This window comes from Modestobacter roseus, from assembly GCF_007994135.1.
Taxonomy (GTDB): Bacteria; Actinomycetota; Actinomycetes; order Mycobacteriales; family Geodermatophilaceae; genus Modestobacter; species Modestobacter roseus.
On record NZ_VLKF01000001.1, the window covers coordinates 3,951,729 to 3,973,993 of the forward strand.

Genomic DNA, 22,265 nt, shown 5'->3' on the forward strand with positions numbered 1-22,265 from the left:
CGGAAATGGCCATTTTCGCCCTCCGGTCCTGGGGCGGAAATGGCCATTTTCGCCCCGAGGGGGTCAGAGCAGGGCCTGCTGCACCAGGGGGCGGAGGTGGTTGCGCACCGGCAGGGTGCTCGAGGGCAGCAGCTGGGTGTAGAAGCTGACCGTCAGGTCCTCCACGGGGTCGACGTAGAACTCCGTGGACGCCGCCCCGCCCCAGCCGTAGGTGCCCACGCTGGCCACCCCGCCGTAGCGCACCGGGTCCAGCACCATGGAGAACCCGAGCCCGAAGCCGACGCCGCGCAGCGGGGTCTCGGCGTACAGCGGCCGGCCGGCCGACTCCAGGTCCAGGCCGCCGGGCAGGTGGTTGCGCACCATGTGCGCCACCGTGCGCGGGCCGAGCACCCGCTCACCGGACGGCGTCACCCCGCCGGCCCGCAGCATCTCGACGAACCGCAGGTAGTCACCGGCGGTGGAGACCAGCCCGGCGCCGCCGGCGAGGAAGGTGGGCTTCCGCAGCGCGGCCTGGGCGAACGGGGCCGGCATCGGCGTCACCCCGGGCCCGTAGAGCTGGGCGAGGGAGTCGGGGTCGTCCTCCGGGCGCAGCCCGAACGACGTCTGGGTCATGCCCAGCGGGCCGAACACCCGCTCGGCGAACACCTCGTCCAGCGGTATGCCGGCGATCACCTCGACCAGCCGGCCCAGGACGTCGGTGGAGACGCCGTAGTTCCACTCCGTACCGGGCTGGAACAGCAGGGGCAGCTCGGCGAACTGCCGCACCACCTCGGCGGAGTCGGCGCCGGGCGGGGTGCCCCACTCGTGCCCGCGCAGCCGGTAGGCGCCGTCGACCGGGTGCGCGTGGTGGAAGCCGTAGGTCAGCCCGGAGGTGTGGGTGAGCAGGTGCCACACCCGGATCGGCTCCATCAGCGGGGCGGTGACGGGCTGCTGCGCCGGCCCGGCGGTCCACACCCGGGTCTCGGCGAACTCCGGCAGCCACCGGCTGATCGGGTCGGTCAGCTCGAAAACCCCCTCCTCGTACAGCGACATCGCCGCGACCGAGGTGACCGGTTTGGTCATCGAGTAGATGCGCCAGCGCGTGTCGGTGGTGACCGGGCGGCCGGCCTCGACGTCCCGCAGCCCGCCGGTGCCCACGTGCACCAGCCGGCCGTGCCGGGCGACGGTCACCAGGTACCCGGGCAGCCGGCCCTCGTCGACGTAGCGGTCCAGCCGGTGGTCCAGCCGCTGCAGCCGGGCGGCGTCCAGCCCGACCTCGGCCGGGTCGGTGGTCACGGTCAGGTCGGTCTGCACGGCCGTCATGCGGGCGCTCCGCTCGTCGCGGGCCCCGGCTCCCCGATGAGCAGCGCCCCCGTGCGCATCCTGACACGGGGTCAGGAGCGCGACGGGGGCGCGTGACGTCCTCGAACGGCCTGGCTGCAGGGTCCCGCGGCGCGCGGAGCGTGTCGTGGGGAGCAGCCAGGTCCTTCCTCAGTCGACCGGAACGGCCGCGGCAGCCTTCTTCAGGTTCGAGCCGGCGGACACCTTGGCGGTGTGCGCAGCGGCGATCTCGATGGACTCGCCGGTCTGCGGGTTGCGCCCGGTGCGAGCGGAGCGCTGCGAGCGCTCGACGGTGAGCAGGCCGGGGATGGCCACCTTGTCGCCGCGGGTGATGGCGTCGACGAGCTCCTCCTGGAGACCGTTGATCACGGAGTCGACGGTGCTGGCGGGGACGTCGGCGCGCTTGGCGATGGCGGAGACGAGTTCGGCCTTGTTCATCGGGTTCCTCTCGGTGTCGTGATCGGCGGCCCGGCCCTCGGGCGGGCCGCCGTGGTTCGTCGCGCCCGGTCGGACCGGGCGCGGCCCCCGGGAGTCCTGGCGGACACCGGGGCCTCCACCAGGCCCGCCGCCGGTGTGGCGGGTGCCCGGTGGGCGGATCTGGCCGACCACGTCGTCGACCAGCAACGGGCGGCACGTTGCCATGCCGACCTGGGTGTTGGCGAGCTGTGAGCCCGGATTCCCGGGGTTTTCCTACCCGCAGGTCACTTTCGTCACGCAGTTGATCACGCCGGGTCCGACGCGCGCGGCACCGGGTGCCGCCCTAGCGTGGGGGCCATGCCTCAGTTGCCCGCGACCGACCTGACCGTCAGCGACCTCTGCCTCGGCGGCAACGTCTTCGGGTGGACCGCCGACGAGCCGACGTCCTTCGCCCTGCTGGACCGGTTCGCCGACGCCGTCCCGAGCACCCAGTCGCCGTTCGTCGACACCGCCGAGATGTACGGCAACGGCGTCTCGGAGACGATCCTGGGGAACTGGATGGCCGAGCGCGGTGCCCGCGACCGGATGGTGGTGGCCACCAAGGCCAGCCCGGGGGAGAAGGAGCACCCGCTGTCGGCGGCGGAGGTCCGGGCGGCCTGCGAGCGGTCGCTGCGCAACCTGCGGACCGACCACATCGACCTCTACTACGCGCACTACGACGACGACAGCACGCCGCTGGAGGAGACGCTGCGTGCCTTCGACGAGCTCGTGCAGGCCGGCAAGGTGCGGTACGTGGCGGCGTCGAACTACTCCGCCGCTCGGCTCACCGAGGCGCTGCGCACCTCCGGCGAGCTCGGCGTCACCCGGTACGTGGCGCTGCAGCCGCACTACAACCTGATGGAGCGCGCGGTCTACGAGGACGAGCTGCAGGCCGTGGCGGCCGAGCACGAGCTCGGGGTCATGCCCTACTTCGGGCTGGCCCGCGGCTTCCTCACCGGCAAGTACCGGGCCGGGGAGACCATCGACTCCCCGCGCGCCAAGGGGGCCGCGCAGTACGTGGGGGAGAAGGGTGACCGGGTGCTCGCCGCGCTGCAGCAGGTCGCCGACGCCCAGGGCGTGACCGGCGCCGCCGTCGCGCTCCGCTGGCTCGCCGACCGGCCCACGGTGACCGCGCCCATCGCCAGTGGCCGCAGCGTGGAGCAGCTGGCCGACCTGCTGCCGATGCTGGACCTGGTGCTCACCGACGACCAGCGGCAGCTGCTCACCGACGCCTCCGCGTGATGAAGGACCCCCTCGCCCCCCACCGCTCGCACGCTCGCGGCGGGACCCGGCGAGGGGGCCTTCGGCTGGGCGCGGTGCGGAGCCACCGCGCGTGGCTACGCGGCGACGATGCGGGCGCGGACCTGCTCGACGAGCTCGGGCGGCACGCTGCCCCGCCCGTGGTCGGCGGTCGCGTGCGCCGCGACCTGGGTGAGGACGGCGTCCTCGTCCGGGCCGGTGAACGTGGTGGTGCAGCCGGGGACGACGTCCCCGCAGGCGAACGCCTTCATGTGGTCTCCAGTGTGGTGCGGGAACCCGCCCACCGGACGGTGGCCAGGGGTGGTGCGCCGGGGGCGGGTGCACGGCCCCCGGGGGCTCAGGGGGTGGTGGCGGCCGCGGAGGCGAGGTCCTCGATCCGCAGCAGACCCAGGACGGCGCCGCTGCGGTCGGTGCACAGCACCGGGTCGAAGCGGTGCACCGGCGGCCGGGTCAGCGCCCGCTGGAGCGTCTCGGTGACCCCCGCCGAGGGGTGCACGCGCAGCGAGACCGGCGCGCGGTAGGCGGCTCCGGTGCGCGGGTCGGCGAGCACCAGCTCCTCCGGGACCCCCTCGGCGTCCACCAGCACGTAGGGCGGCGGTGAGCCGACGTCGTCCCCGGCGTCGTGCTGCCGGAGCGGGCGCAGCAGGCTGGCGACGCTCTCGGCCAGCTGCGCGCGGGCCACCTGGGTGCGCACCAGCTGGGCGACCTCGGGCGACAGCGGGGCGAAGTACGGGGCGGGCCGACCGAACAGCCAGCCCTGGGCGAGCGGGACGCCGAGCCGGGCGAAGACGGCCAGCTCACCGGCGGTCTCCACGCCCTCGGCGAGCAGCCAGGCGTCGATCCGGCTGGTGAAGGTGCCGACCATCTCGGCCAGGGCGGCCTTCACCGGGTCGGTGTCGGCCCCGGCGACGAGCGCCCGGTCGAGCTTGACCAGCTGGGGCCGCACCTCGGCGAGCTGCTGCAGGCCGGCGTAGCCGGAGCCGGCGTCGTCGATGGCGATCAGGGCGCCGCGGCCCCGCAGCGCCGCGGTCTGCTCCCGGAGCGCGGCCAGGTCGGGCGTGGGCATGTGCTCGGTCAGCTCGACCACCACGCGGCGCAGCGTGGCCGGGGCGGCGAGGGCGGCGGCGACCGGTGCGGCACCCAGCAGGTGCGGGCTGACGTTGACGGTCAGGAACGTGTTGGGCGGCAGGTCCGGCAGGGCGGCCAGCGCCTTGCGCAGCGCGAGGGCCTCCAGCTCGGCGCCCAGGCCCGCTTCGGCGGCGGCGGCGAACCACACGTCGGGGGACGCGGTTCCCGGGAAGCGGGCCAGCGCCTCGTAGCCGGCGATGCTCGCCGAGGCGAGGTCGACGATCGGCTGGAACACGACGGTGAGGTCGTCGGCACCGGCCAACAGCGGACGGCAGTCCTCCCGCTGGGGAGGCAGGGTCGCGGTCACCTCCTCCAGATCGGCGCCCCGGTGGTGCTCCTTGAGGCCGTCCCGGTGTCCGACGCCGACGCCGTTCACCCGGTTCGTGCAGGTGACGTGCCAGCATGGTGCGCCGCAGGTGGGCGTCCGGGCGGCCGGACGTCGCTGCGCGCGGGGAGCAGGGGGAGGCGGGCCGGCGTGTCCGAGGTGGGTCCGTCCCCCGATCCGCTGGCCGACCCGCGCCGGGTCGACGTCGCCCGCCGGCTCGCCGCCGAGCTGACCGGCACCGCCCCGTTCGACCGGCTGGCCGGGATCGCCACCCGGCTGGTGGGCGTCCCGTCGGCGCAGGTGGTGCTGCTCACCGACGTCGCGGTGGCGCTCGGTGGCGCCGGCCGGCCGATCGCGGTGGGCGAGGCCACCCCGCTGAGCGAGGTCCCCGGGTCGGTCGCCGTCCGTGCCGGTGCCGTGCTGGTCGTGCCCGACGCCGCCACCGACCCGCGCGTCGCCGGCCTGCCCGCGGTCGCCGCCGGGACGCTGGGCGCCTGCCTGTCGGTGCCGCTGCAGCTGGCCTCCGGGGACCGGGTCGGCGCGCTGAGCCTGCTCTCCCCGACCCCGCGGGAGTGGACCGACCGGGACCTGCTGGTCGCCCGGGAGGTCGCGGCGACCGTCGTGACCGAGCTGGAGCTGGTCGCCGCCTCGGCCACCGTCCGCTCCTCGCTGACCCGGCTGGAGCTGGCGCTCGCGGCCGGCGCCGTCGGCACCTGGGAGACCGACCTCACCACCGGCCGGATCAGCTGGGACGAGGGCAACGCCGCGATCTTCGGGGTCGCCGGTCCGGTCGAGTTCGCCACCGACGAGGCGCTCGTGGGCCGGATCCACCCCGACGACCACGCCGCGGTCGAGGAGGCGATGCGGGCCGCGCTCGCCGGCAGCGGGGAGTTCGTGGTCGAGATCCGGGTGCTGCGCGCCGACGGCGCCGAGCGGTGGGCGGTCACCCGGGGGCGGGTGCTGCGGGACGCCGCTGGCGCCCCGCTGCGCCTGGTCGGCACCACCGTCGACGTCACCGACGCGCGTGAGGAGACGCAGCGCCGGCTGGCCGCCGTGCAGCGCGCGGCCGCGATCGCCGAGGTCGCCGTCGAGCTGGCCAACGTCACCGGGATGCCCGACCTCGCCGAGATCGCCCTGCGCGGCTGCCGCGCCGTGCTGGGCGCCTCCGGTACCGCGCTGGCGGTGTTCGACCCGGCCACCGGTGAGCTGCTGCTGCACCTCACCCGCGGCCTGGTCGACGCGGTGGAGTCCGGCGCGGACGTCCAGCTGCCGGCCCGGGGCGTCGACCTGCCGCTCGACGACGCCCTGCCCACCCAGTACGTGGCCCGGCACGGTGAGCCGGTGCTGCTGGCCGACCGGGCGGCGGCGGTGGCCCGGTTCCCGGGGATGGCCGACGTCAGCGACCTGGTCGGCGTGGGCGCGGTGGCCGCCCTGCCGCTGCGGGTGGAGGGCCGGCTGCTGGGCAGCTTCGTGGCGGTCTGGCCCGACGGCCGGGCGTTCAGCGCCGACGACGTCGCCATGCTGGAGGCGCTGACCGCGCAGATCGGGCTGAGCGTGTCCCGGCTGCAGGCCGACGACCAGCGGGACGCCGCGGTCCGGGCGCTGACCGTGGCGAACGCCCGGCTGCAGCTGCTGGCCGAGGTGGGGCGGGTGCTGGCCGGCACGCTCGACATCGACCAGCAGCTGGACCGGCTGGCCGAGCTGGTGGTGCCGGCCCTGGGTGACTGGTGCTGGGTCGTGGTCACCGACGAGCAGGGCCGGATGCGCCGGGTCGCCTCCGCGCACTCCGACCGCAGCCGCCGCGAGGAGCTGGAGGCCTACGTGCGGGCCATGGTCACCGGCATGAGCGACGACGCCGCCGCGCGGGTGGTGACCCGCACCGGCCGCCCCGTCGTCCTCTCCGAGCTGGACGCGGCCTACGTGGAGCGCGCCCTGCCGGACGCCGGGGCACGCGCGATGCTCGCCGCGCTGGCCCCGCGGGCCGGCGTCGTCGTCCCGCTGGTGGCCCGGGGTGAGACGCTCGGCGCCCTGGGCATCTACACCGACGCGGGCCGGGACGTGCGGACCGAGGCGCAGCTGGACACCGCGGTCGAGGTCGGCCGCCGGGCCGGGGCGGCCCTGCAGCAGGCCCGGCTGTTCGGCCAGCAGCGGCAGCTCGCCGAGACCCTCCAGCGGAGCATGCTCACCGCCCCGCCGGCGCCGGACCACTGCGAGATCGTCGTCCGCTACGTCCCGGCCGCCGCGGGGGCGGAGATCGGCGGTGACTGGTACGACGCCTTCGTGCAGTCCGACGGGGCCACCGTGCTGGTGATCGGTGACGTGGTGGGCCACGACAGCCGGGCGGCGGCCGCGATGGGGCAGTTGCGCGGGCTGCTGCGCGGCATCGGGCACCACACCGGCGGCAGCCCGGCCGAGCTGCTCAGCGGGCTGGACCGGGCCTCCGCCGGGCTCGACCTGGACACCATGGCGACGGCGGTGGTCGCCCGGCTGGAGCAGGACGACCCGGAGCTGCAGCACAGCGAGACCCGGGTGCGCTGGGCCTCGGCCGGTCACCCGCCGCCGGTGCTGATCGGGGTCGACGGCACGGTCACGCTGCTCGACGACCAGGCTCCGGACCTGCTGCTGGGCGTCGACCCGCGCACCTCGCGCAGCGACCGGGTCGCCGTCGTCGACCGGGGCGGCACCCTGCTGCTCTACACCGACGGCCTGGTCGAGCGCCGCGACCGCGACCTCGACGCCGGCCTCGCGGAGCTGCGCCGGGTGCTCATCGACCTCGCCGACCTGCCGCTGGAGCAGCTGTGCGACCAGCTGCTGGCCCGGATGTACCTGCCCGACACCGAGGACGACGTCGCGCTGCTCGCCGTCCGGGTCCACCCGCAGGACCTGCCCCGCCCGCCGGAGGCCGGGCCGCAGCGGGTGCCGCCGGGGATCGAGCCGGCGCCGGCCGTCAGACCGCCGGCCGCCGGCTGAGGATCAGCGCCGTCCGCGCCGCCGGGTCCTCTCGCGGCGAGGCGTCTCCCGCCGGGACAGCCGCCGGCCCAGCCGGCTGCGCGCCCGCTGCGGCAGGTCGACCGCGACCGGCGCCTCCCAGCCACGCCACACCGACAGCACCCGCAACCCCGCCACCAGGGTGATGACGATCGCGGCGACCGGCAGCGGCGGCAGGTCCAGCGGCCCGGCCAGCACGGTCAGCACGGACGCCCCGATCAGGGCCGCGACCGCGTTGTACGGCCCCGGCCCGACGATGTCCGCCCGCTGGGCCAGCAGCACGTCGCGGATGAGCGTGCCGCCGACCGCGGTGAGCGTGCCGAGGAAGACCACCGACGCGCTGGGCAGCTCGGCCAGCTGGGCCTTCTGCGCGCCGATGACGGTGAAGAAGCCCAGGGTGAGGGCGTCGAGCACCACCAGCAGCCGGGTGAGCCGGGACAGCCAGCCGGAGAAGTAGAACGTCACCGCGGCGGTGACCGCGACGGTGGGCAGGTAGGCCGGGTCGGTCAGCGCCACCGGCGGGGCCGAGGCGAGCAGGACGTCGCGGATCAGCCCGCCGCCGAGGCCGCCGCTGACCGCCAGCAGCAGCACGCCGGAGACGGCGAACCCCTCCCGGGCGGCCAGCAGCCCACCGGTGAGCGCGCCGATGACGATCGCCGTCAGGTCGACCACCTGCGGGATGCGCAGCGTCTCGACCGTCGCCGCCAGGACCTCCACGGCCGCACATCATCCGGTCCCGCCTGCCGCCTTCGGGCGCCACCACCCCCTCGAGGGCGAAAATGGCCATTCTCGCCCCCTGACGGAGGGCCGAGAATGGCCACTGTCGCCCTGCGGGGGGCTACTGGGCGGGGGCGAGCTCCAGGTCGGTGGCGGTCTCCTCGGCCTGCGGCTCGGTGCCCTGTGCCCGCAGCGTGCTGTCGTGGGCGGCCATCGTCTCCTGGCGGCGCGGCTCCTCGGCCAGGATCGCGCAGTTCAGCCAGGCGTCGGGGACGGCGAAGGCGTCGACCAGGGTGCGCATGTGCGGGCGCAGCTCGGCCAGCAGCTCGTTGACCGCGCCGGTGAGCGCCTTGGCCCGGGGCGGGCTGATCCGCGAGTGCTCCAGGTACCAGCCCTTGTCCGCCTCGATGGTGGTCAGGGCGAACAGGTCGCAGACCCGGGACAGCAGCGCCCGCGCCGCCGGGTCCGCCGTCCGCTCGATGCCGGCGACGAACGCCTCCAGCACGATCCGCTCCATGTGCGCCTCGGCGGCCTTGAGGGCGTGGTCCTGCACGTCGTTGAAGACGTCGAACTGCCGGCCGTCCCGGTGGGTGGCGGCGTTCTTGCGCAGCCGCTTGATCACGCCCTCCAGGACGTGCTCCTCCCGGTCCTCCAGCATCTTCAGCTGCCAGCCGCGGTCGGTGAAGGGGACGTCGTCCTCCCGGCCGGGCACGGCGTCGACCAGCCGCTGGATCAGCGCCCGGGCCGCCGTGCGCTCCAGCACGGTCTCCCGCACCTGCTCGGCGACGAACGCGGCCTTGCCCCAGCCGTCGAGGGAGCCGAAGGCGTCCCGGTAGCCGGTGAGCAGGCCCTTGGCGACCAGCTGCAGGAGCACCGTGTTGTCGCCCTCGAAGGTGGTGAAGACGTCGGTGTCGGCCTTCAGCCCGGGCAGCCGGTTCTCCTGCAGGTAGCCGGCGCCGCCACAGGCCTCGCGGCACAGCTGGATGGTCTGCGTGGCGTGCCAGGTCTGCAGCGCCTTGAGCCCGGCGGCCCGGGACTCCAGCTCGCGCTGGGCCCCCTCGTCGACGGCCTCGGCACCCAGCACGTCGTGCATCGTGCAGAGCAGCTCCTCCTGGGCGAAGGAGAACGCGTAGCTGCGCGCCAGCGCGGGCAGCAGTTTCCGCTGGTGCACCAGGTAGTCGTTGACCACGACCTCGCGCTCCTCGCCGGGGGTGGAGAACTGGCGCCGCACGTCGCCGTAGCGGACGGCGATCTCCAGCGCCACCTTCGTCGCCGAGGACGCCGAGCCGCCGACGCTGACCCGCCCGCGCACCAGGGTGCCGAGCATGGTGAAGAAGCGCCGGGTCTCGTTCTCGATGCTCGAGGTGTACGTGCCATCGGGGGCGACCTGGCCGTAGCGGTCCAGCAGCATGTCCCGCGGGACGGTCACGTGGTCGAAGCTCAGCCGGCCGTTGTCGACGCCGAGCAGCCCGGCCTTCGGGCCGTCGTCCCCGATGGTCACCCCGGGCATCGGGTTGCCGTCGGCGTCGCGGATCGGCACCAGCCAGGCGTGCACGCCGTGCCGCTGGCCGCCGGTGACCAGCTGGGCGAAGACGACCGCCATCCGGCCGTCCTTCGCCGCGTTGCCGATGTAGTCCTTGCGGGCGGCCTGGTGCGGGGTGTGCAGGTCGAAGGTCTGCGTCGCCGGGTCGTAGGTGCAGGTGGTGCGCAACTGCTGGACGTCGGAGCCGTGGCCGGTCTCGGTCATCGCGAAGCAGCCGGGCAGGTCGAAGGAGATGATCCGGGGGAGGAACTCGTCGTGGTGGCGCTGGGTGCCCAGCGCCTGCACGGCGCCGCCGAACAGGCCCCACTGCACGCCGGCCTTGACCATCAGCGACAGGTCGGCCTGGGCGAGCATCTCGATGGAGACCACCGAGGCGCCGGCGTCGTCGGACCCGCCGTACGCCCGCGGGTAGCCGAACGCGACGGTCCCGGTGGTGGCCAGGTCGGCGGCGAGGCGGGTCGCCCGGTCGCGGGCCTCGGTCATCGTCTCGCCGTGCACGGTCGCGTAGTGGGCGGTGCCGAGCTTCTCTCGGGCGTCGCGGCGCACGTGCGCCCAGCGGCCGTCGAGGACCTCGGTGAGCCGGGCGGGGTCGACCTGCGTCAGCGGCGTCGGTGTGCTGGTCATGAGTCCTCCATCGGACGAGCGGGGGCGGTGGTTGAGGGCCTGGTGTTCCGCGACGCGGGGGTGACGACCCCGCGCAGTCCGGTCCAGGCCAGGTCGGTCAGGTGCGCGGCGAGCTGGGTGCGCGGCATCGGGCGGTCGGCGCGGAGCCACCAGTCGGCGGCGGCGCGGACCAGCCCGATCACCCCGTGTCCCCACGGCGCGGCAGCGGCGGTGTCCTGCCCGGCGCGGTCGAGCGCGACGGCGACCAGGGCGCCGACCTCGTCGCCGATCAGGTCCGACAGGCTGCTGATCGGGTCCTTGCCCTCGGTCATCAGGTCGACCGGCCGGTCGGCGAGGGACTGGCCGACGACGAAGCGGTACACGCCCGGGTCGGCCTCGATGAACGCCAGGTAGGTCTCGACGGCGGCCGAGACCATCTGCCGGGGGTGCTCGCTGCTGCCGATCGCCTCGCGCAGCTTGCGGGTCAGCTGCTCGGCGACCCGGGCGCAGACGGCGACGTGCAGCTCGCTGCGGTCGGCGAAGTGCCGGTAGACGACGGTCTTGCTGGTGCCGGCCTCGGCGGCGATCTCGTCCATCCCGACGCCGGGTCCGTGCCGGCCGACGGCGGCCAGCGTCGCCTCCACCAGCTGCTCGCGCCGCGCGCGCCGGTGCGCGTCCCAGCGGGAGTCGCGCCGGTCCCGCGGTGCGGGCGCCGTCTCGGTGTTCACGGCACCGAAAGTACCTGATACCGTCGGTACCTGACAGCGCTCACCCCCCTCGGGGCAGAAATGGCCATTTCTGCCCCGCGTGCGGGGGCGGATATGGCCATCAACGACCTCGGAGGTCCTCCCATGGCTGCACAGACCCGGAAGGCCGCGATCGTCGGCGGCAACCGCATCCCCTTCGCCCGCGCCAACGGCGCCTACGCCCGGGCGAGCAACTCCGACATGCTCACCGCCACCCTCGACGGGCTGGTCGCCCGCTTCGGGCTGCAGGGCGAGCAGGTCGGGGAGGTCGTCGCCGGCGCCGTCCTCAAGCACTCCCGCGACTTCAACCTGACCCGCGAGGCGGTGCTCGGCTCGCGCCTGTCGGCCGCGACCCCCGCCTACGACGTGCAGCAGGCCTGCGGCACCGGCCTCGAGGCGGCGGTCCTCGTCGCGAACAAGATCGCCCTCGGTCAGGTCGAGTCGGGCATCGCCGGCGGCGTCGACACCGCCTCCGACGCCCCGGTCGCGGTGAGCGAGGACCTGCGCCGCGTGCTCATGGAGCTCAACCGGGCGAAGACCGTGCAGCAGCGGCTCAAGGCGCTCGGCCGGCTGCGCCCGGGCCAGCTGGCTCCCGAGATCCCGCGCAACGCCGAGCCGCGCACCGGCCTGGCGATGGGCGACCACGCGGCCATCACCGCGAAGGAGTGGGAGATCGGCCGCGCGGAGCAGGACGAGCTCGCCGTCCGCTCGCACCACGCGCTGGCCGCGGCCTGGGACGCCGGCTTCTTCGACGACCTGGTGACGCCGTTCCTGGGGCTGGCGCGGGACAACAACCTGCGGCCGGACACCTCGGTGGAGAAGCTGGCGGCGCTGAAGCCGGTCTTCGGGCGCGGCGACGACGCCACGATGACCGCCGGCAACTCCACCCCGCTCACCGACGGCGCCTCCGCCGTGCTGCTGGCCAGCGACGAGTGGGCCGCCGAGCGCGACCTGCCGGTGCTCGCCCACCTCGTCGACGCGCAGACCGCCGCGGTCGACTACGTGCACGGCGGCGAGGGCCTGCTGATGGCCCCCGCCTACGCCGTCCCGGTGCTGCTGGCGCGCAACGGGCTCACGCTGCAGGACTTCGACTTCTACGAGGTCCACGAGGCGTTCGCCTCCACGGTGCTCGCCACGATGAAGGCCTGGGAGAGCCCGGCGTTCTGCAAGGAGAAGCTCGGGCTGGACGCCCCGCTCGGGTCGATCGACCGGGCGAAGCTGAACGTGCACGGCTCGTCGCTGGCCGCCGGGCACCCGTTCGCCGCCACCGGCGGCCGGATCGTCGCGACGCTGGCGAAGACGCTGCACGAGGCCGGCCCGGGCAAGCGCGGGCTGATCTCCATCTGCGCGGCCGGCGGCCAGGGCGTCGTCGCGATCCTCGAGTCCTGACCCGCCACCACCCACTTCCAGGTCTCGGCGCCGAAACCCGGCCGGCATTCGGCGCCGAAACCCGGCCGGCATTCGGCGCCGAAAGCCGGATCGAAGGAGATCACCTGTGAGCGACTGGTACCGCGACTTCGCCAACTCCGGCGTCGGTACGACCATCACCAAGCAGCTGGGGCTGCCCCGGCCGGCGCAGCTGCGCCGGTACGAGCCCGGCCAGCCGCTGCTCCCCGGGCCTGCGCTGGTCGGCTCCGCCGGTCAGGGCCGGCTGCGGGACCAGGTGACCGCGTTGCTGCGCGACGCCGGGGTCACCGTGGTCTCCCCCGTGGTGGCCGACGGCGACGACGGCGGCGCGAAGCTGGGCGCCGTCGTGCTGGACGCCACCGGCCTGACCGGCCCGGGCGACCTCGCCGCCGCCCACGACCTGCTCGCCCCCGCGATGAAGCGGCTCGGGGCCAGCGGGCGGGTGCTGGTGCTGGCCGACCCGCCGGCGACGGCGGAGGGCCCGGCGCAGGCCGCGGCCCGCCAGGCGCTGGAGGGGCTGGTCCGCTCGCTGGCCAAGGAGCTGCGCAACGGCGGCACCGCCAACCTGGTGCTCGTGCCCGAGGGCGCCGAGCCGGCGCTGGGCGGCCCGTTGCGGTTCTTCCTGTCCGGCCGCGCGGCCTACGTCGACGGTCAGGTGCTCACCCTGACCGGCGCCACCCCGGCGAGCCAGGACGACGAGCGCCCGCTGGCCGGGAAGGTCGCCGTCGTCACCGGCGCGGCCCGCGGCATCGGTGCGGCGATCGCCCGGGTGCTGTCCCGCGACGGCGCGCACGTCGTCGCGGTCGACGTCCCGGCCGCCGGCGAGCAGCTGGCGTCGGTGGCCAACGAGATCGGGGGGACGGCGGTCGCGCTCGACATCACCGCCGACGACGCCGGCCCGCGGCTGGCGACGCAGCTGATCGCCCGGCACGGCGGGGTGGACGTCGTCGTGCACAACGCCGGGATCACCCGGGACAAGCTGCTGGTGAACATGGACGCCGCCCGCTGGAACTCCGTCATGGCGGTGAACCTGCAGGCGCAGCTGGACATCACGCAGGCGCTGCTGGACACCGACGGCGCGCTGAAGCCGGGCGCCCGGGTGGTCAGCGTCAGCTCGCAGTCGGGCATCGCGGGCAACCGCGGGCAGACCAACTACGCGGCGTCCAAGGCCGGGATCATCGGCATGGTGCGCGCCTGGGCGCCGGAGTTCGCCGAGCGGGGCGCCACGATCAACGCGGTCGCGCCGGGCTTCATCGTCACCGAGATGACCGCGACGATGCCGCTGGGCACCCGCGAGGTCGGCTCGCGGCTGAACTCGCTGCAGCAGGGCGGGCTGCCGGTCGACGTCGCCGAGACGATCGCCTTCCTCGCCCAGCCGGCCAGCGCCGGGGTCAACGGCCAGGTCGTGCGGGTGTGCGGCCAGTCGCTGCTGGGGGCGTGATGATCGTCCTCACCGACCCGCCGAACATGGCGGCGCTGTTCGCCAGGGCGGCGGTCACCGCCCGCGGCCGCGGCGGCGACCTGCCCGACACCCACCTGGCCCGCACCGGGGTGACCGTCGACCCGGCGCAGCTGGCCGACTACGCCGCCGTCTGCCGGTTCCCGCTGGCCGACGCGCTGCCGGTCACCTTCCCGCACGTGCTCACCTTCCCGCTGCAGGTCGCGCTGATGGCCGACCGGTCGTTCCCGCTGGCGCTGCCCGGGCTGGTGCACGTGCGCAACCGGATCACCGTGAACCGGCCGATCGGGGTCGACGAGGCGCTCGACCTCGAGGTCTGGGCCGACCGGTTCGCCACCCACCGGAGCGGGGCGACCGTCGACCTGGTGGCCTCGGTGCGCAGCCGGGGTGACGAGGTCTGGCGCGGCCGGTCGACCTACCTGGCCCGCGGGGCCGCGGCGCCGGACGGCGCGCCGGAGGCCGACGTCGAGGTGCCGGTGGGCGAGGTCGAGCGGGTCGCCGCCCGCTGGCGGGTGCCCGATGGCGCCGGACGGCGGTACGCGAAGGTCTCCGGCGACGTGAACCCGATCCACCTCTCCGGGCTGACCGCCAAGGCGTTCGGCTTCAAGCGGGCGATCGCGCACGGCATGTGGGTCAAGGCGCGGGCGCTGGCGGCGCTGTCCGGCCGGCTGCCCGACGCGGTCAGCGTGGACGTCGGCTTCCGCAAGCCGCTGTTCCTGCCCTCCACCGTCACCCTGGCGACCGAGCAGCGGGACGGCGGCTGGGACCTCGCCGTCCGCAACGAGAAGAGCGGCGTCGAGCACGTGGTCTCCGTCATCCGTCCCGTCTGACCCCTCCGACTTCCGCCTGGCGGCAGGTCGCGCGCCGGGAGGGCGTGACATTCCGGCGCGGGTGTCGGACGGTTCTCCCCGACAGCGCCGTCGCGGAGGGCGGCCCCCCGCGGGGCTGCCCGGGAGAGGGAGAGATGAGCACCGACACACTGACCCAGGACCACGCCGAGCAGGTCGTGCTGCCCCCGGGGAAGCACTACATCGACGGTCAGTGGTCCGACGGCAGCGGCAGCGAGCGCCGCGACGTGGTCGACCCGTCGACCGGCCGCGTCGTCACCACGGTCCCCGAGGGCACGGTCGAGGACGTCGACCGCGCCGTCGCCGCCGCCCGCCGGGCCTTCGACAGCGGACCGTGGCGCACGATGAGCCCGCGCGAGCGCGGCGCCGTCCTGCAGCGCGCCGCCGCGCTGATCATGGAGCACGGCGAGGAGCTGGCCCGGCTGGAGAGCCTGGACACCGGCAAGCCGATCACCTTCGCCCGGATGATCGACACCAACACGACCGCCGAGCACTTCTCCTACTTCGCGGGGCTCGCCGGCGCGATCGAGGGCGCCACCCGCGGCATCCGCGGCCCGGGCCTGGCCTACACCCGGCGCGAGCCGCTGGGCGTGGTCGCCGCGATCACCCCGTTCAACTTCCCGATGATCCTGTCGACGTCGAAGATCGCCCCCGCGCTGGCGGCCGGGAACACCGTCGTCCACAAGCCCGCCGAGGACACCCCGCTGACCGCGCTGCGGATCGCCGAGCTGCTCACCGAGGCCGGGCTGCCCGCCGGGGTGCTGAACGTGGTCACCGGGCACGGCGCCGTCGCCGGCGACCGGCTCACCCGGCACCCGGACGTGGACCGGATCGCCTTCACCGGCTCGACGAAGGTCGGCAGCGCGATCGCCGCCACCGCGGCCGCGAACGTCACCCCGGTGACCATGGAGCTGGGCGGCAAGTCGGCCAACATCGTGTTCGACGACGCCGACCTGGACGAGGCCGTGCAGGCGGCGGTCTCCGCGTTCGTCTTCAACACCGGCCAGTTCTGCATGGGCGGCACGCGCCTGCTGGTGCAGCGCGGGGTCTACGAGCAGGTGCTCGCCGGCGTCGTCGGCGGTGCCACGCACGTGCCGGTCGGCGACCCGCTGGACGAGGGCACGGTCGTCGGGCCGATGGCCGGCGAGCGGCACCTGGAGAACGTCGAGCGGTTCGTGGCGCTGGCGGACGGCGAGGGCGGCCGTGGCCGGGTCGTCGCCGGCGGGCAGCGGATCGAGAAGGACGGCGGCTTCTACATGGCGCCGACCGTGGTCGCCGACGTCGCCCAGGACTCCCGGCTGGTGCAGGAGGAGATCTTCGGCCCGGTGCTCACCGTGCAGGTGTTCGACACCGAGGAGGAGGCGATCGCGCTGGCCAACGGCACGCCCTACGGGCTGGCCGCCGGTCTGCACACGAAGGACGTCGCCCGCGCCCACCGGGTCGCAGCACGGCTGGAGGCCGGGCTGATCTGGGTGAACACCTACGGCATCCTCGACGTCTCGCTGCCCTTCGGCGGCTACAAGGCGTCGGGCTACGGCCGGGAGAACGGTCCCGAGGCGCTCGACGAGTACCTGCAGACGAAGTCGGTCTACGTCGCGCTCTGAGACGCACGTGGCCCTCGCGGCCGCCGTCCGCAGCCTGGACGGCGGCCGCCGCCGCATGATCACGAAGCGGCAACGATCACCGGTCCCGGCCTGCAACGACCCGGCGGCAGGACCAGGGTCGGGAGTGGATCTGACGTCGACCCCGGAGGCAAGCCCGTGCGCGCCCCACGACTCCTGTTCCTCGGCACCGCCGGTGCGCTGGCGCTGACCGCCTGCTCCGGCGGGGAGAGCGTCGACACCGGCAACGGCGGTGGCAGCTCCGGCGGCGACAACACGCTCGTCGCCGCGGTGAGCGCCCAGCCCGACCAGTTCGACCCGCACGTGACCAGCGCCTACCCGAGCTTCCAGGTGCTGGAGAACGTCTACGACACCCTCGTGGTCCCCAACCCCGAGGACCTCACGATGGAGCCCAGCCTCGCCACCGACTGGGAGACCAGCGACGACGGGCTGACCTGGACGTTCACCCTGCGGGACGACGTCACCTTCCACGACGGCAGCGAGTTCGACGCCGCCGACGTCGTCTACTCCTACGACCGGATCATCGACGAGGAGCTGAACAACGCCTACCGGTTCGCCAACGTCGAGTCGGTGACCGCGGTCGACCCGACCACGGTCGAGATCCAGGTGAGCCAGCCGACGCCGAACCTGCCGGCGCTGATCGGCGGCTTCAAGGGGATGGCGATCCTCCCCGAGGGTGCGGCCGAGGAGTACGACCTGACCACCGAGGCGGTGGGCACCGGGCCGTTCACGCTGGAGAGCTCCGACGCCGGCAGCACCGAGCTGGCCGCCTACGAGGACTACTGGGGTGGCGCGCCGAGCGTCGACGGCGTCGAGTTCCGCTACATCACCGAGCCCGCCGCCGCGCTGACCGCGCTGGAGAACGGCGAGGTGCAGTGGACCGACAACGTCCCGCCGCAGCAGATCGAGTCGCTGGAGGGCAACGACCAGGTCGAGCTGGCCACCACCCCGAGCGTCGACTACTGGTACATGTCGATGAACTACGCCCGGGAGCCGTTCGGCAACCCGGCGGTGCGCCAGGCGATCGCCACCGCCATCGACCGCGGCGCGGTCACCGAGGCGGCCCGGTTCGGCGCCGCCGAGCCGAACCAGACGGCGATCCCCGAGGACAGCTTCTTCTACTCCGACTACGCCCCCTACGACGCCGACCCGGCGGCCGCGGAGCAGCTGCTCCAGCAGGCCGGCGTGCAGACGCCCATCTCGATGGGCCTGATGGTCACCGACGAGTTCCCGGAGACGGTCACCGCCGCCCAGGTGATCGCCAGCCAGCTGGAGCCGATCGGGATCGACGTGGACGTGCAGACCGTCGACTTCGCCACCTGGCTGGACCGCCAGTCGCAGGGTGACTTCGACGCCTTCCTGCTGGGCTGGCTGGGCAACATCGACCCGTTCGACTACTACCACGCCCAGCACATCACCGACGGCTCCAGCAACTACCAGGGCTACAGCAACCCCGAGGTCGACCGGCTGCTGACCGCGGCGGCCAGCGAGACCGACCAGGACGCCCGCAAGGACCTCTACGACCAGGCCGCGCAGCTGATCGTCGACGACGCCTCCTACGTGTACCTCTACAACCCCGACGTCGTGCAGGCGTGGGCTCCGGGGCTGTCGGGCTACACGATCCGGCCGGACAAGGCGATCAACTTCGAGGACGTGGAGCTGCCCTGACCGGGTACCTGCTCCGGCGCACCGGTCAGTCGCTGGTCGTGCTGGCCGGGGTGAGCGTCATCGTGTTCGCCCTGGTCCACCTCGTCCCCGGCGACCCGGTGCGCCTGGCGCTGGGCACCCGGTTCTCCCAGGAGAGCTACGACGCCCTGCAGCAGCGGTCCGGGCTGGACCAGCCGCTGCTGCAGCAGTACTTCACCTGGGCCGGCCGGGCGCTCACCGGCGACCTCGGGGTGAGCTTCCGCAGCGGCGAGCCGGTGACCGGGCAGATCCTCGAGCGGCTGCCGGCGACGCTGACCCTGGCGTTCGCGGCCATCGTCGTGGCGCTGCTCATCGCCGTCCCGCTGGGCACGATCTCCGCGCTGCGCCCCCGGTCGCTGGTCGACCGGGGCGCCACGGTGCTCAGCCAGATCGGCATCTCGGTGCCGGACTTCTGGATGGGGATCGTGCTGATCCTGGTCTTCGCCGGGACGCTGGGCTGGCTGCCCTCGGGCGGCTACGTGCCGCTGACCGAGGACCCGTGGGGCTGGTTCCAGCGGCTGATCATGCCGGCGGTCGTCACCGGCGTCGTCTCCGGCTCGGTGATCACCCGCTTCGTCCGTTCCAGCGTGCTGGAGGCGCTGGGTCAGGACCACGTGCGGACGGCGCGGGCGAAGGGGCTGAAGGCGCGGCAGGTGCTCAGCTGGCACGTGCTGCGCAACGCGCTGCTGCCGCTGGTCACCGTCACCGGCGTGCAGCTGGCCTACCTGCTGTCCGGGGTGGTCGTGGTGGAGATCGTCTTCTCCTGGCCGGGGCTCGGCCAGCTGGCCCTGCAGGCGGTGCAGGCCCGTGACTACCCGGTGCTGCAGGGCGCCGTGCTGCTGTTCGCGCTGGTGTTCCTGCTGGTCAATCTGGTGGTCGACCTGCTGTACAGCCGGCTGGACCCGAGGATCGCCCGCCGATGACCACCCCTGCCGACCCGGGCCCGAGCCCGGCCGCCGAGCCGCCGGACGGCGGCCCCTACGGCTCCGCCACCGTCGGGACGCCGACCGCCGGGGCCCGTACCGACCAGCCGACCGCCGGGAACCGCACCGGCCAGCCGGCCGCCCCGCTGCGGCCCGAGCGCCCGCGCTGGCGGGAGACGCTGGGCCTGCTGCTGCGCAACCCGACCGCGGCGATCGCGGCCGGGTGGATCCTGCTGATGGTCGTCGTCGCCCTCCTCGACGACCAGCTCGCGCCGCAGACCGCCAACGAGATCTCCGTCGCCGACCGGCTGCAGGCACCGAGCCTCGAGCACCCGTTCGGCACCGACGACCTGGGGCGCGACGTGCTCTCCCGGGTGGTCCTGGGGGCGACGGTCTCGCTGCGGGTGGGGCTGATCGCGGTCAGCATCTCCCTGGTCGTCGGCACGCTGATCGGGCTGCTCGCCGGCTTCTACGGCAAGTGGGTCGACGACGCCCTGATGCGGTTCATGGACATGCTCTTCGCCTTCCCCGCGGTGCTGCTGGCGATCTCGATCGTCGCCATCCTCGGGCCGGGCCTGACGAACACGACCATCGCCATCGGCATCGTCTACATCCCGATCTTCGCGCGGGTCACCCGCTCCAGCGTGCTCAGCGTGCGGGAGGAGGTCTACGTCCGGGCGTCCCGGTCGGTGGGCTCCTCGGACCTGCGGCTGCTGTTCCGGCACGTGCTGCCCAACGCCGCCCCGCCGATCATCGTGCAGACCTCGGTGAGCCTGGCGTTCGCGGTGCTGTCCGAGGCGGCGCTGTCCTTCCTCGGCCTGGGCACCCAGCCGCCGGACCCGTCGTGGGGGCTGATGCTGTCCGAGGGGCGCGGCTACATCGAGCTGGCCTGGTGGATCGCGGTCTTCCCCGGGCTGGCGATCTTCCTGCTGGTGCTGTCGTTCAACCTGCTCGGCGACGGGCTGCGCGACGTGCTCGACCCGCGGCAGCGGACGGCGATGAGCGGAGGCCGGCAGTGAGCGGACCGGGGCGTGAGCATCGCAGCGAGCGCCAGCGAGCGAGGAGCGGAGCGTCCCGCGGGAGCGAACCAGAGGGCACAGTGAGCCGACCGGGGCGTGAGCATCGCAGCGAGCGCCAGCGAGCGAGGAGCGGAGCGTCCCGCGGGAGCGAACCAGAGGGCACAGTGAGTGCGTCGCCAGTGAGCGAGCCGGTGCTGGACGTGCAGGACCTGCGGGTGCGGCTGCGCACCCCGCGCGGGCCGGCCGACGTGGTCAACGGGATCAGCTACACCGTGGGCCGCGGCGAGACCGTCGCGGTGGTGGGGGAGTCCGGCAGCGGCAAGAGCGTCTCGGTGCTCGCGCTGATGGGGCTGCTGCCCGACGGCGTCGCCACCGTCAGCGGCGCGGCCCGGCTGGACGGCGAGGACCTGCTGACCATGCGCCCGGACCGGCTGCGCGAGGTGCGCGGACCGGGCATCGGGATGGTCTTCCAGGACCCGATGACCTCGCTGAACCCGGTGCTGACCGTCGGGCGCCAGCTGGTCGAGGGCATCCGCGCGCACGCCGACGTCGGCAAGGCGGCCGCCCGGGAGCGCGCCGCCGAGCTGCTGGCCGAGGTGGGGCTGCCCGACCCGGGCAAGGCGCTGGACCGGTACCCGCACGAGCTCTCCGGCGGCATGCGGCAGCGGGTGATGATCGCGATCGCGCTGAGCAGCTCCCCGGCGCTGCTGATCGCCGACGAGGCCACCACCGCCCTCGACGTCACGGTGCAGGCGCAGATCATCGAGCTGGTCGAGCGGCTGCAGCGCGAGCACGGCACCGGCGTCGTCTGGATCACCCACGACCTGGGCGTGGTCGCCGGCATCGCCGACCGGGTGCTGGTCATGTACGGCGGGCGGTGCGTGGAGGACGGCACGGTCGACGACGTCCTGGAGCACCCCGCGCACCCCTACACCCGGGGCCTGCTGGGCGCCCTGCCCGACCTGGCGGAGCCGCGTGCCGACGGCTCGGTGCCCGACCTGGCCACGGTGCCCGGCACCCCGCCGGCGCCCACCGACCTGCCGGCCGGCTGCGTGTTCTGGCCACGCTGCCCGGTCCGCGCCGACCCGCGCTGTGAGACCGAGCAGCCCCCGCTCGCCGTCCTCGGGGCGGGCGGCGGCGGGCTGCCGCACCGGGCGGCGACCTGGTGCACGGAGGAGGCCCGATGAGCGACGACGACGTGCTGGTCTCCGCCCGCGGCCTGCAGGTGCACTTCCCGATCCGCTCGGGGGTGCTGCGCCGGACCACGGGCGCGGTGCGGGCGGTCGACGGCGTGGACCTCGAGGTCCGCCGGGGCGAGACCCTCGGCCTGGTGGGGGAGTCCGGCTGCGGGAAGTCGACGCTGGGCAACGCGCTGCTGCGGCTGGTCGAGCCGACCGGCGGCACGGTCACCTTCGACGGCACCGACGTCACGTCGCTGTCCAGCGGCGACCTGCGCCGGCTGCGGCGGCGGGCCGGGATGGTGTTCCAGGACCCGTTCGCCTCGCTCGACCCGCGGCGCACGGTGGCGCAGACGGTCGCCGAGCCGCTGGAGGTGCACGGCCTGCACCCCGGACGGCGCGAGCGCGCGGCGCGGGTGGGGGAGCTGCTGGAGCTGGTCGGGCTCGACCCGGCCGTGGCCGGGCGGTACCCGCACGAGTTCTCCGGCGGTCAGCGGCAGCGGGTGGGCATCGCCCGGGCGCTGGCCGGGGAGCCGGACTTCCTGGTCTGCGACGAGGCGATCGCCTCCCTCGACGTGAGCGTGCAGGCGCAGGTGCTGAACCTGCTGCGCGGGCTGCAGCGCCGGCTGGGCCTGACGCTGCTGTTCATCTCGCACGACCTGTCCGCCGTCCGGCACGTCTCGGACCGGATCGCGGTCATGTACCTGGGGCGGATCGTGGAGGTCGGGCCGGCCGCGGCGGTGGGCAGCGAACCGCAGATGCCCTACACGCAGGCGCTGCTGTCCGCCGTCCCGGTGCCGCACCCGTCGGTGGAGCGTGCCCGGGAGCGGATCGTGCTGCGCGGCGACGTCCCGTCCCCGGCGGCGGTGCCCAGCGGCTGCCGGTTCCGCACCCGCTGCCCCTCCGTCTTCGAGCCCTGCGACGACGTCGACCCGGCGCTCCAGCCGGCCGGCGTACCCGGCCAGCTCGCCGCCTGCCACCTGCACGGCGTGGTCGGGACGCCGGTGGCGGAGGAGGCGGGTGCCGCGCCGGCCTGA

The 22,265-nt window shown here is 74.5% G+C and carries 18 protein-coding genes; 11 read left to right on the plus strand and 7 right to left on the minus strand.

What is annotated here, in order from left to right; translation table 11 throughout:
- Positions 1-63: 63 nt before the first annotated feature.
- Both JD78_RS18940 and JD78_RS18945 read right to left on the minus strand, forming a co-directional pair.
- Positions 64-1,302, minus strand: coding sequence for a serine hydrolase domain-containing protein (locus tag JD78_RS18940; protein ID WP_166521309.1), 1,239 nt, complete (start codon positions 1,300-1,302; stop codon positions 64-66).
- 168 nt (positions 1,303-1,470) lie between these two features.
- Entirely contained in the window at positions 1,471-1,758 is a 288-nt protein-coding gene (locus JD78_RS18945) for an HU family DNA-binding protein (RefSeq protein WP_153359192.1), read from the minus strand.
- Between the two features lie 336 nt (positions 1,759-2,094).
- Here JD78_RS18945 and JD78_RS18950 point away from each other — a divergent pair, with 336 nt between their 5' ends.
- Positions 2,095-3,018: an aldo/keto reductase gene (locus JD78_RS18950; RefSeq protein ID WP_153359193.1), complete on the plus strand. Its 924-nt coding sequence runs from the start codon at positions 2,095-2,097 to the stop codon at positions 3,016-3,018.
- A 95-nt stretch (positions 3,019-3,113) separates the two neighbouring features.
- Here the strand turns inward: JD78_RS18950 and JD78_RS18955 are convergent, their stop codons facing one another.
- Positions 3,114-3,287 carry a DUF1059 domain-containing protein gene (locus tag JD78_RS18955; protein ID WP_153359194.1) on the minus strand — a complete coding sequence of 58 codons (174 nt, stop codon included), beginning with the start codon at positions 3,285-3,287 and terminating at the stop codon, positions 3,114-3,116.
- A gap of 86 nt (positions 3,288-3,373) precedes the next feature.
- A complete protein-coding gene (locus JD78_RS18960; RefSeq protein ID WP_153359307.1) occupies positions 3,374-4,471 on the minus strand; it encodes an EAL domain-containing protein in 1,098 nt (365 codons plus the stop codon).
- Positions 4,472-4,639: 168 nt separating this feature from the next.
- Here JD78_RS18960 and JD78_RS18965 point away from each other — a divergent pair, with 168 nt between their 5' ends.
- Complete coding sequence (locus JD78_RS18965; protein WP_228395076.1) at positions 4,640-7,459, plus strand: SpoIIE family protein phosphatase; 2,820 nt, start codon at positions 4,640-4,642, stop codon at positions 7,457-7,459.
- Positions 7,460-7,462: 3 nt separating this feature from the next.
- Here the strand turns inward: JD78_RS18965 and JD78_RS18970 are convergent, their stop codons facing one another.
- The 3 genes from JD78_RS18970 to JD78_RS18980 all read right to left on the minus strand — a co-directional run bounded on the left by JD78_RS18970 (position 7,463) and on the right by JD78_RS18980 (position 11,068).
- Positions 7,463-8,194, minus strand: coding sequence for a trimeric intracellular cation channel family protein (locus JD78_RS18970; protein ID WP_153359196.1), 732 nt, complete (start codon positions 8,192-8,194; stop codon positions 7,463-7,465).
- Between the two features lie 121 nt (positions 8,195-8,315).
- Positions 8,316-10,361: an acyl-CoA dehydrogenase family protein gene (locus JD78_RS18975; protein WP_153359198.1), complete on the minus strand. Its 2,046-nt coding sequence runs from the start codon at positions 10,359-10,361 to the stop codon at positions 8,316-8,318.
- Positions 10,358-11,068, minus strand: coding sequence for a TetR family transcriptional regulator (locus JD78_RS18980; protein WP_153359200.1), 711 nt, complete (start codon positions 11,066-11,068; stop codon positions 10,358-10,360). The genes JD78_RS18975 and JD78_RS18980 overlap by 4 nt, the downstream gene beginning before the upstream one ends.
- 123 nt (positions 11,069-11,191) lie before the next feature.
- Here JD78_RS18980 and JD78_RS18985 point away from each other — a divergent pair, with 123 nt between their 5' ends.
- The 9 genes from JD78_RS18985 (at position 11,192) to JD78_RS19025 (ending at position 22,265) form a co-directional block, all read left to right on the plus strand.
- On the plus strand, positions 11,192-12,475 hold the full coding sequence (locus JD78_RS18985) for an acetyl-CoA C-acetyltransferase (protein WP_153359202.1): 1,284 nt from the start codon (positions 11,192-11,194) through the stop codon (positions 12,473-12,475).
- Positions 12,476-12,581: 106 nt separating this feature from the next.
- The gene (locus JD78_RS18990) at positions 12,582-13,934 is read left to right on the plus strand and encodes a 3-oxoacyl-ACP reductase (RefSeq protein ID WP_153359204.1); all 1,353 of its coding nucleotides are present in this window, start codon (positions 12,582-12,584) and stop codon (positions 13,932-13,934) included.
- On the plus strand, positions 13,934-14,782 hold the full coding sequence (locus JD78_RS18995; RefSeq protein ID WP_153359311.1) for a MaoC family dehydratase: 849 nt from the start codon (positions 13,934-13,936) through the stop codon (positions 14,780-14,782). Before JD78_RS18990 ends, JD78_RS18995 begins: the two co-directional genes overlap by 1 nt.
- 134 nt (positions 14,783-14,916) lie before the next feature.
- Positions 14,917-16,404, plus strand: coding sequence for an aldehyde dehydrogenase family protein (locus JD78_RS19000; RefSeq protein ID WP_153359206.1), 1,488 nt, complete (start codon positions 14,917-14,919; stop codon positions 16,402-16,404).
- A gap of 156 nt (positions 16,405-16,560) precedes the next feature.
- On the plus strand, positions 16,561-18,090 hold the full coding sequence (locus JD78_RS19005) for an ABC transporter substrate-binding protein (protein WP_153359208.1): 1,530 nt from the start codon (positions 16,561-16,563) through the stop codon (positions 18,088-18,090).
- An 8-nt stretch (positions 18,091-18,098) separates the two neighbouring features.
- Complete coding sequence (locus JD78_RS19010) at positions 18,099-19,031, plus strand: ABC transporter permease (RefSeq protein ID WP_228395091.1); 933 nt, start codon at positions 18,099-18,101, stop codon at positions 19,029-19,031.
- Complete coding sequence (locus tag JD78_RS19015; protein WP_153359210.1) at positions 19,028-20,050, plus strand: ABC transporter permease; 1,023 nt, start codon at positions 19,028-19,030, stop codon at positions 20,048-20,050. Before JD78_RS19010 ends, JD78_RS19015 begins: the two co-directional genes overlap by 4 nt.
- A gap of 179 nt (positions 20,051-20,229) precedes the next feature.
- Positions 20,230-21,237 carry an ABC transporter ATP-binding protein gene (locus JD78_RS19020; protein ID WP_153359211.1) on the plus strand — a complete coding sequence of 336 codons (1,008 nt, stop codon included), beginning with the start codon at positions 20,230-20,232 and terminating at the stop codon, positions 21,235-21,237.
- On the plus strand, positions 21,234-22,265 hold the full coding sequence (locus tag JD78_RS19025; protein ID WP_153359213.1) for an ABC transporter ATP-binding protein: 1,032 nt from the start codon (positions 21,234-21,236) through the stop codon (positions 22,263-22,265). Before JD78_RS19020 ends, JD78_RS19025 begins: the two co-directional genes overlap by 4 nt.

Coding starts and splice junctions, on each gene's coding strand:
- JD78_RS18940 (WP_166521309.1), bottom strand. CDS start 1,302: ATGACGGCCGTGCAGACCGACCTGACCGTGACCACCGACCCGGCCGAG.
- JD78_RS18945 (WP_153359192.1), bottom strand. CDS start 1,758: ATGAACAAGGCCGAACTCGTCTCCGCCATCGCCAAGCGCGCCGACGTC.
- JD78_RS18950 (WP_153359193.1), top strand. CDS start 2,095: ATGCCTCAGTTGCCCGCGACCGACCTGACCGTCAGCGACCTCTGCCTC.
- JD78_RS18955 (WP_153359194.1), bottom strand. CDS start 3,287: ATGAAGGCGTTCGCCTGCGGGGACGTCGTCCCCGGCTGCACCACCACG.
- JD78_RS18975 (WP_153359198.1), bottom strand. CDS start 10,361: ATGACCAGCACACCGACGCCGCTGACGCAGGTCGACCCCGCCCGGCTC.
- JD78_RS18985 (WP_153359202.1), top strand. CDS start 11,192: ATGGCTGCACAGACCCGGAAGGCCGCGATCGTCGGCGGCAACCGCATC.
- JD78_RS18995 (WP_153359311.1), top strand. CDS start 13,934: ATGATCGTCCTCACCGACCCGCCGAACATGGCGGCGCTGTTCGCCAGG.
- JD78_RS19000 (WP_153359206.1), top strand. CDS start 14,917: ATGAGCACCGACACACTGACCCAGGACCACGCCGAGCAGGTCGTGCTG.
- JD78_RS19015 (WP_153359210.1), top strand. CDS start 19,028: ATGACCACCCCTGCCGACCCGGGCCCGAGCCCGGCCGCCGAGCCGCCG.
- JD78_RS19025 (WP_153359213.1), top strand. CDS start 21,234: ATGAGCGACGACGACGTGCTGGTCTCCGCCCGCGGCCTGCAGGTGCAC.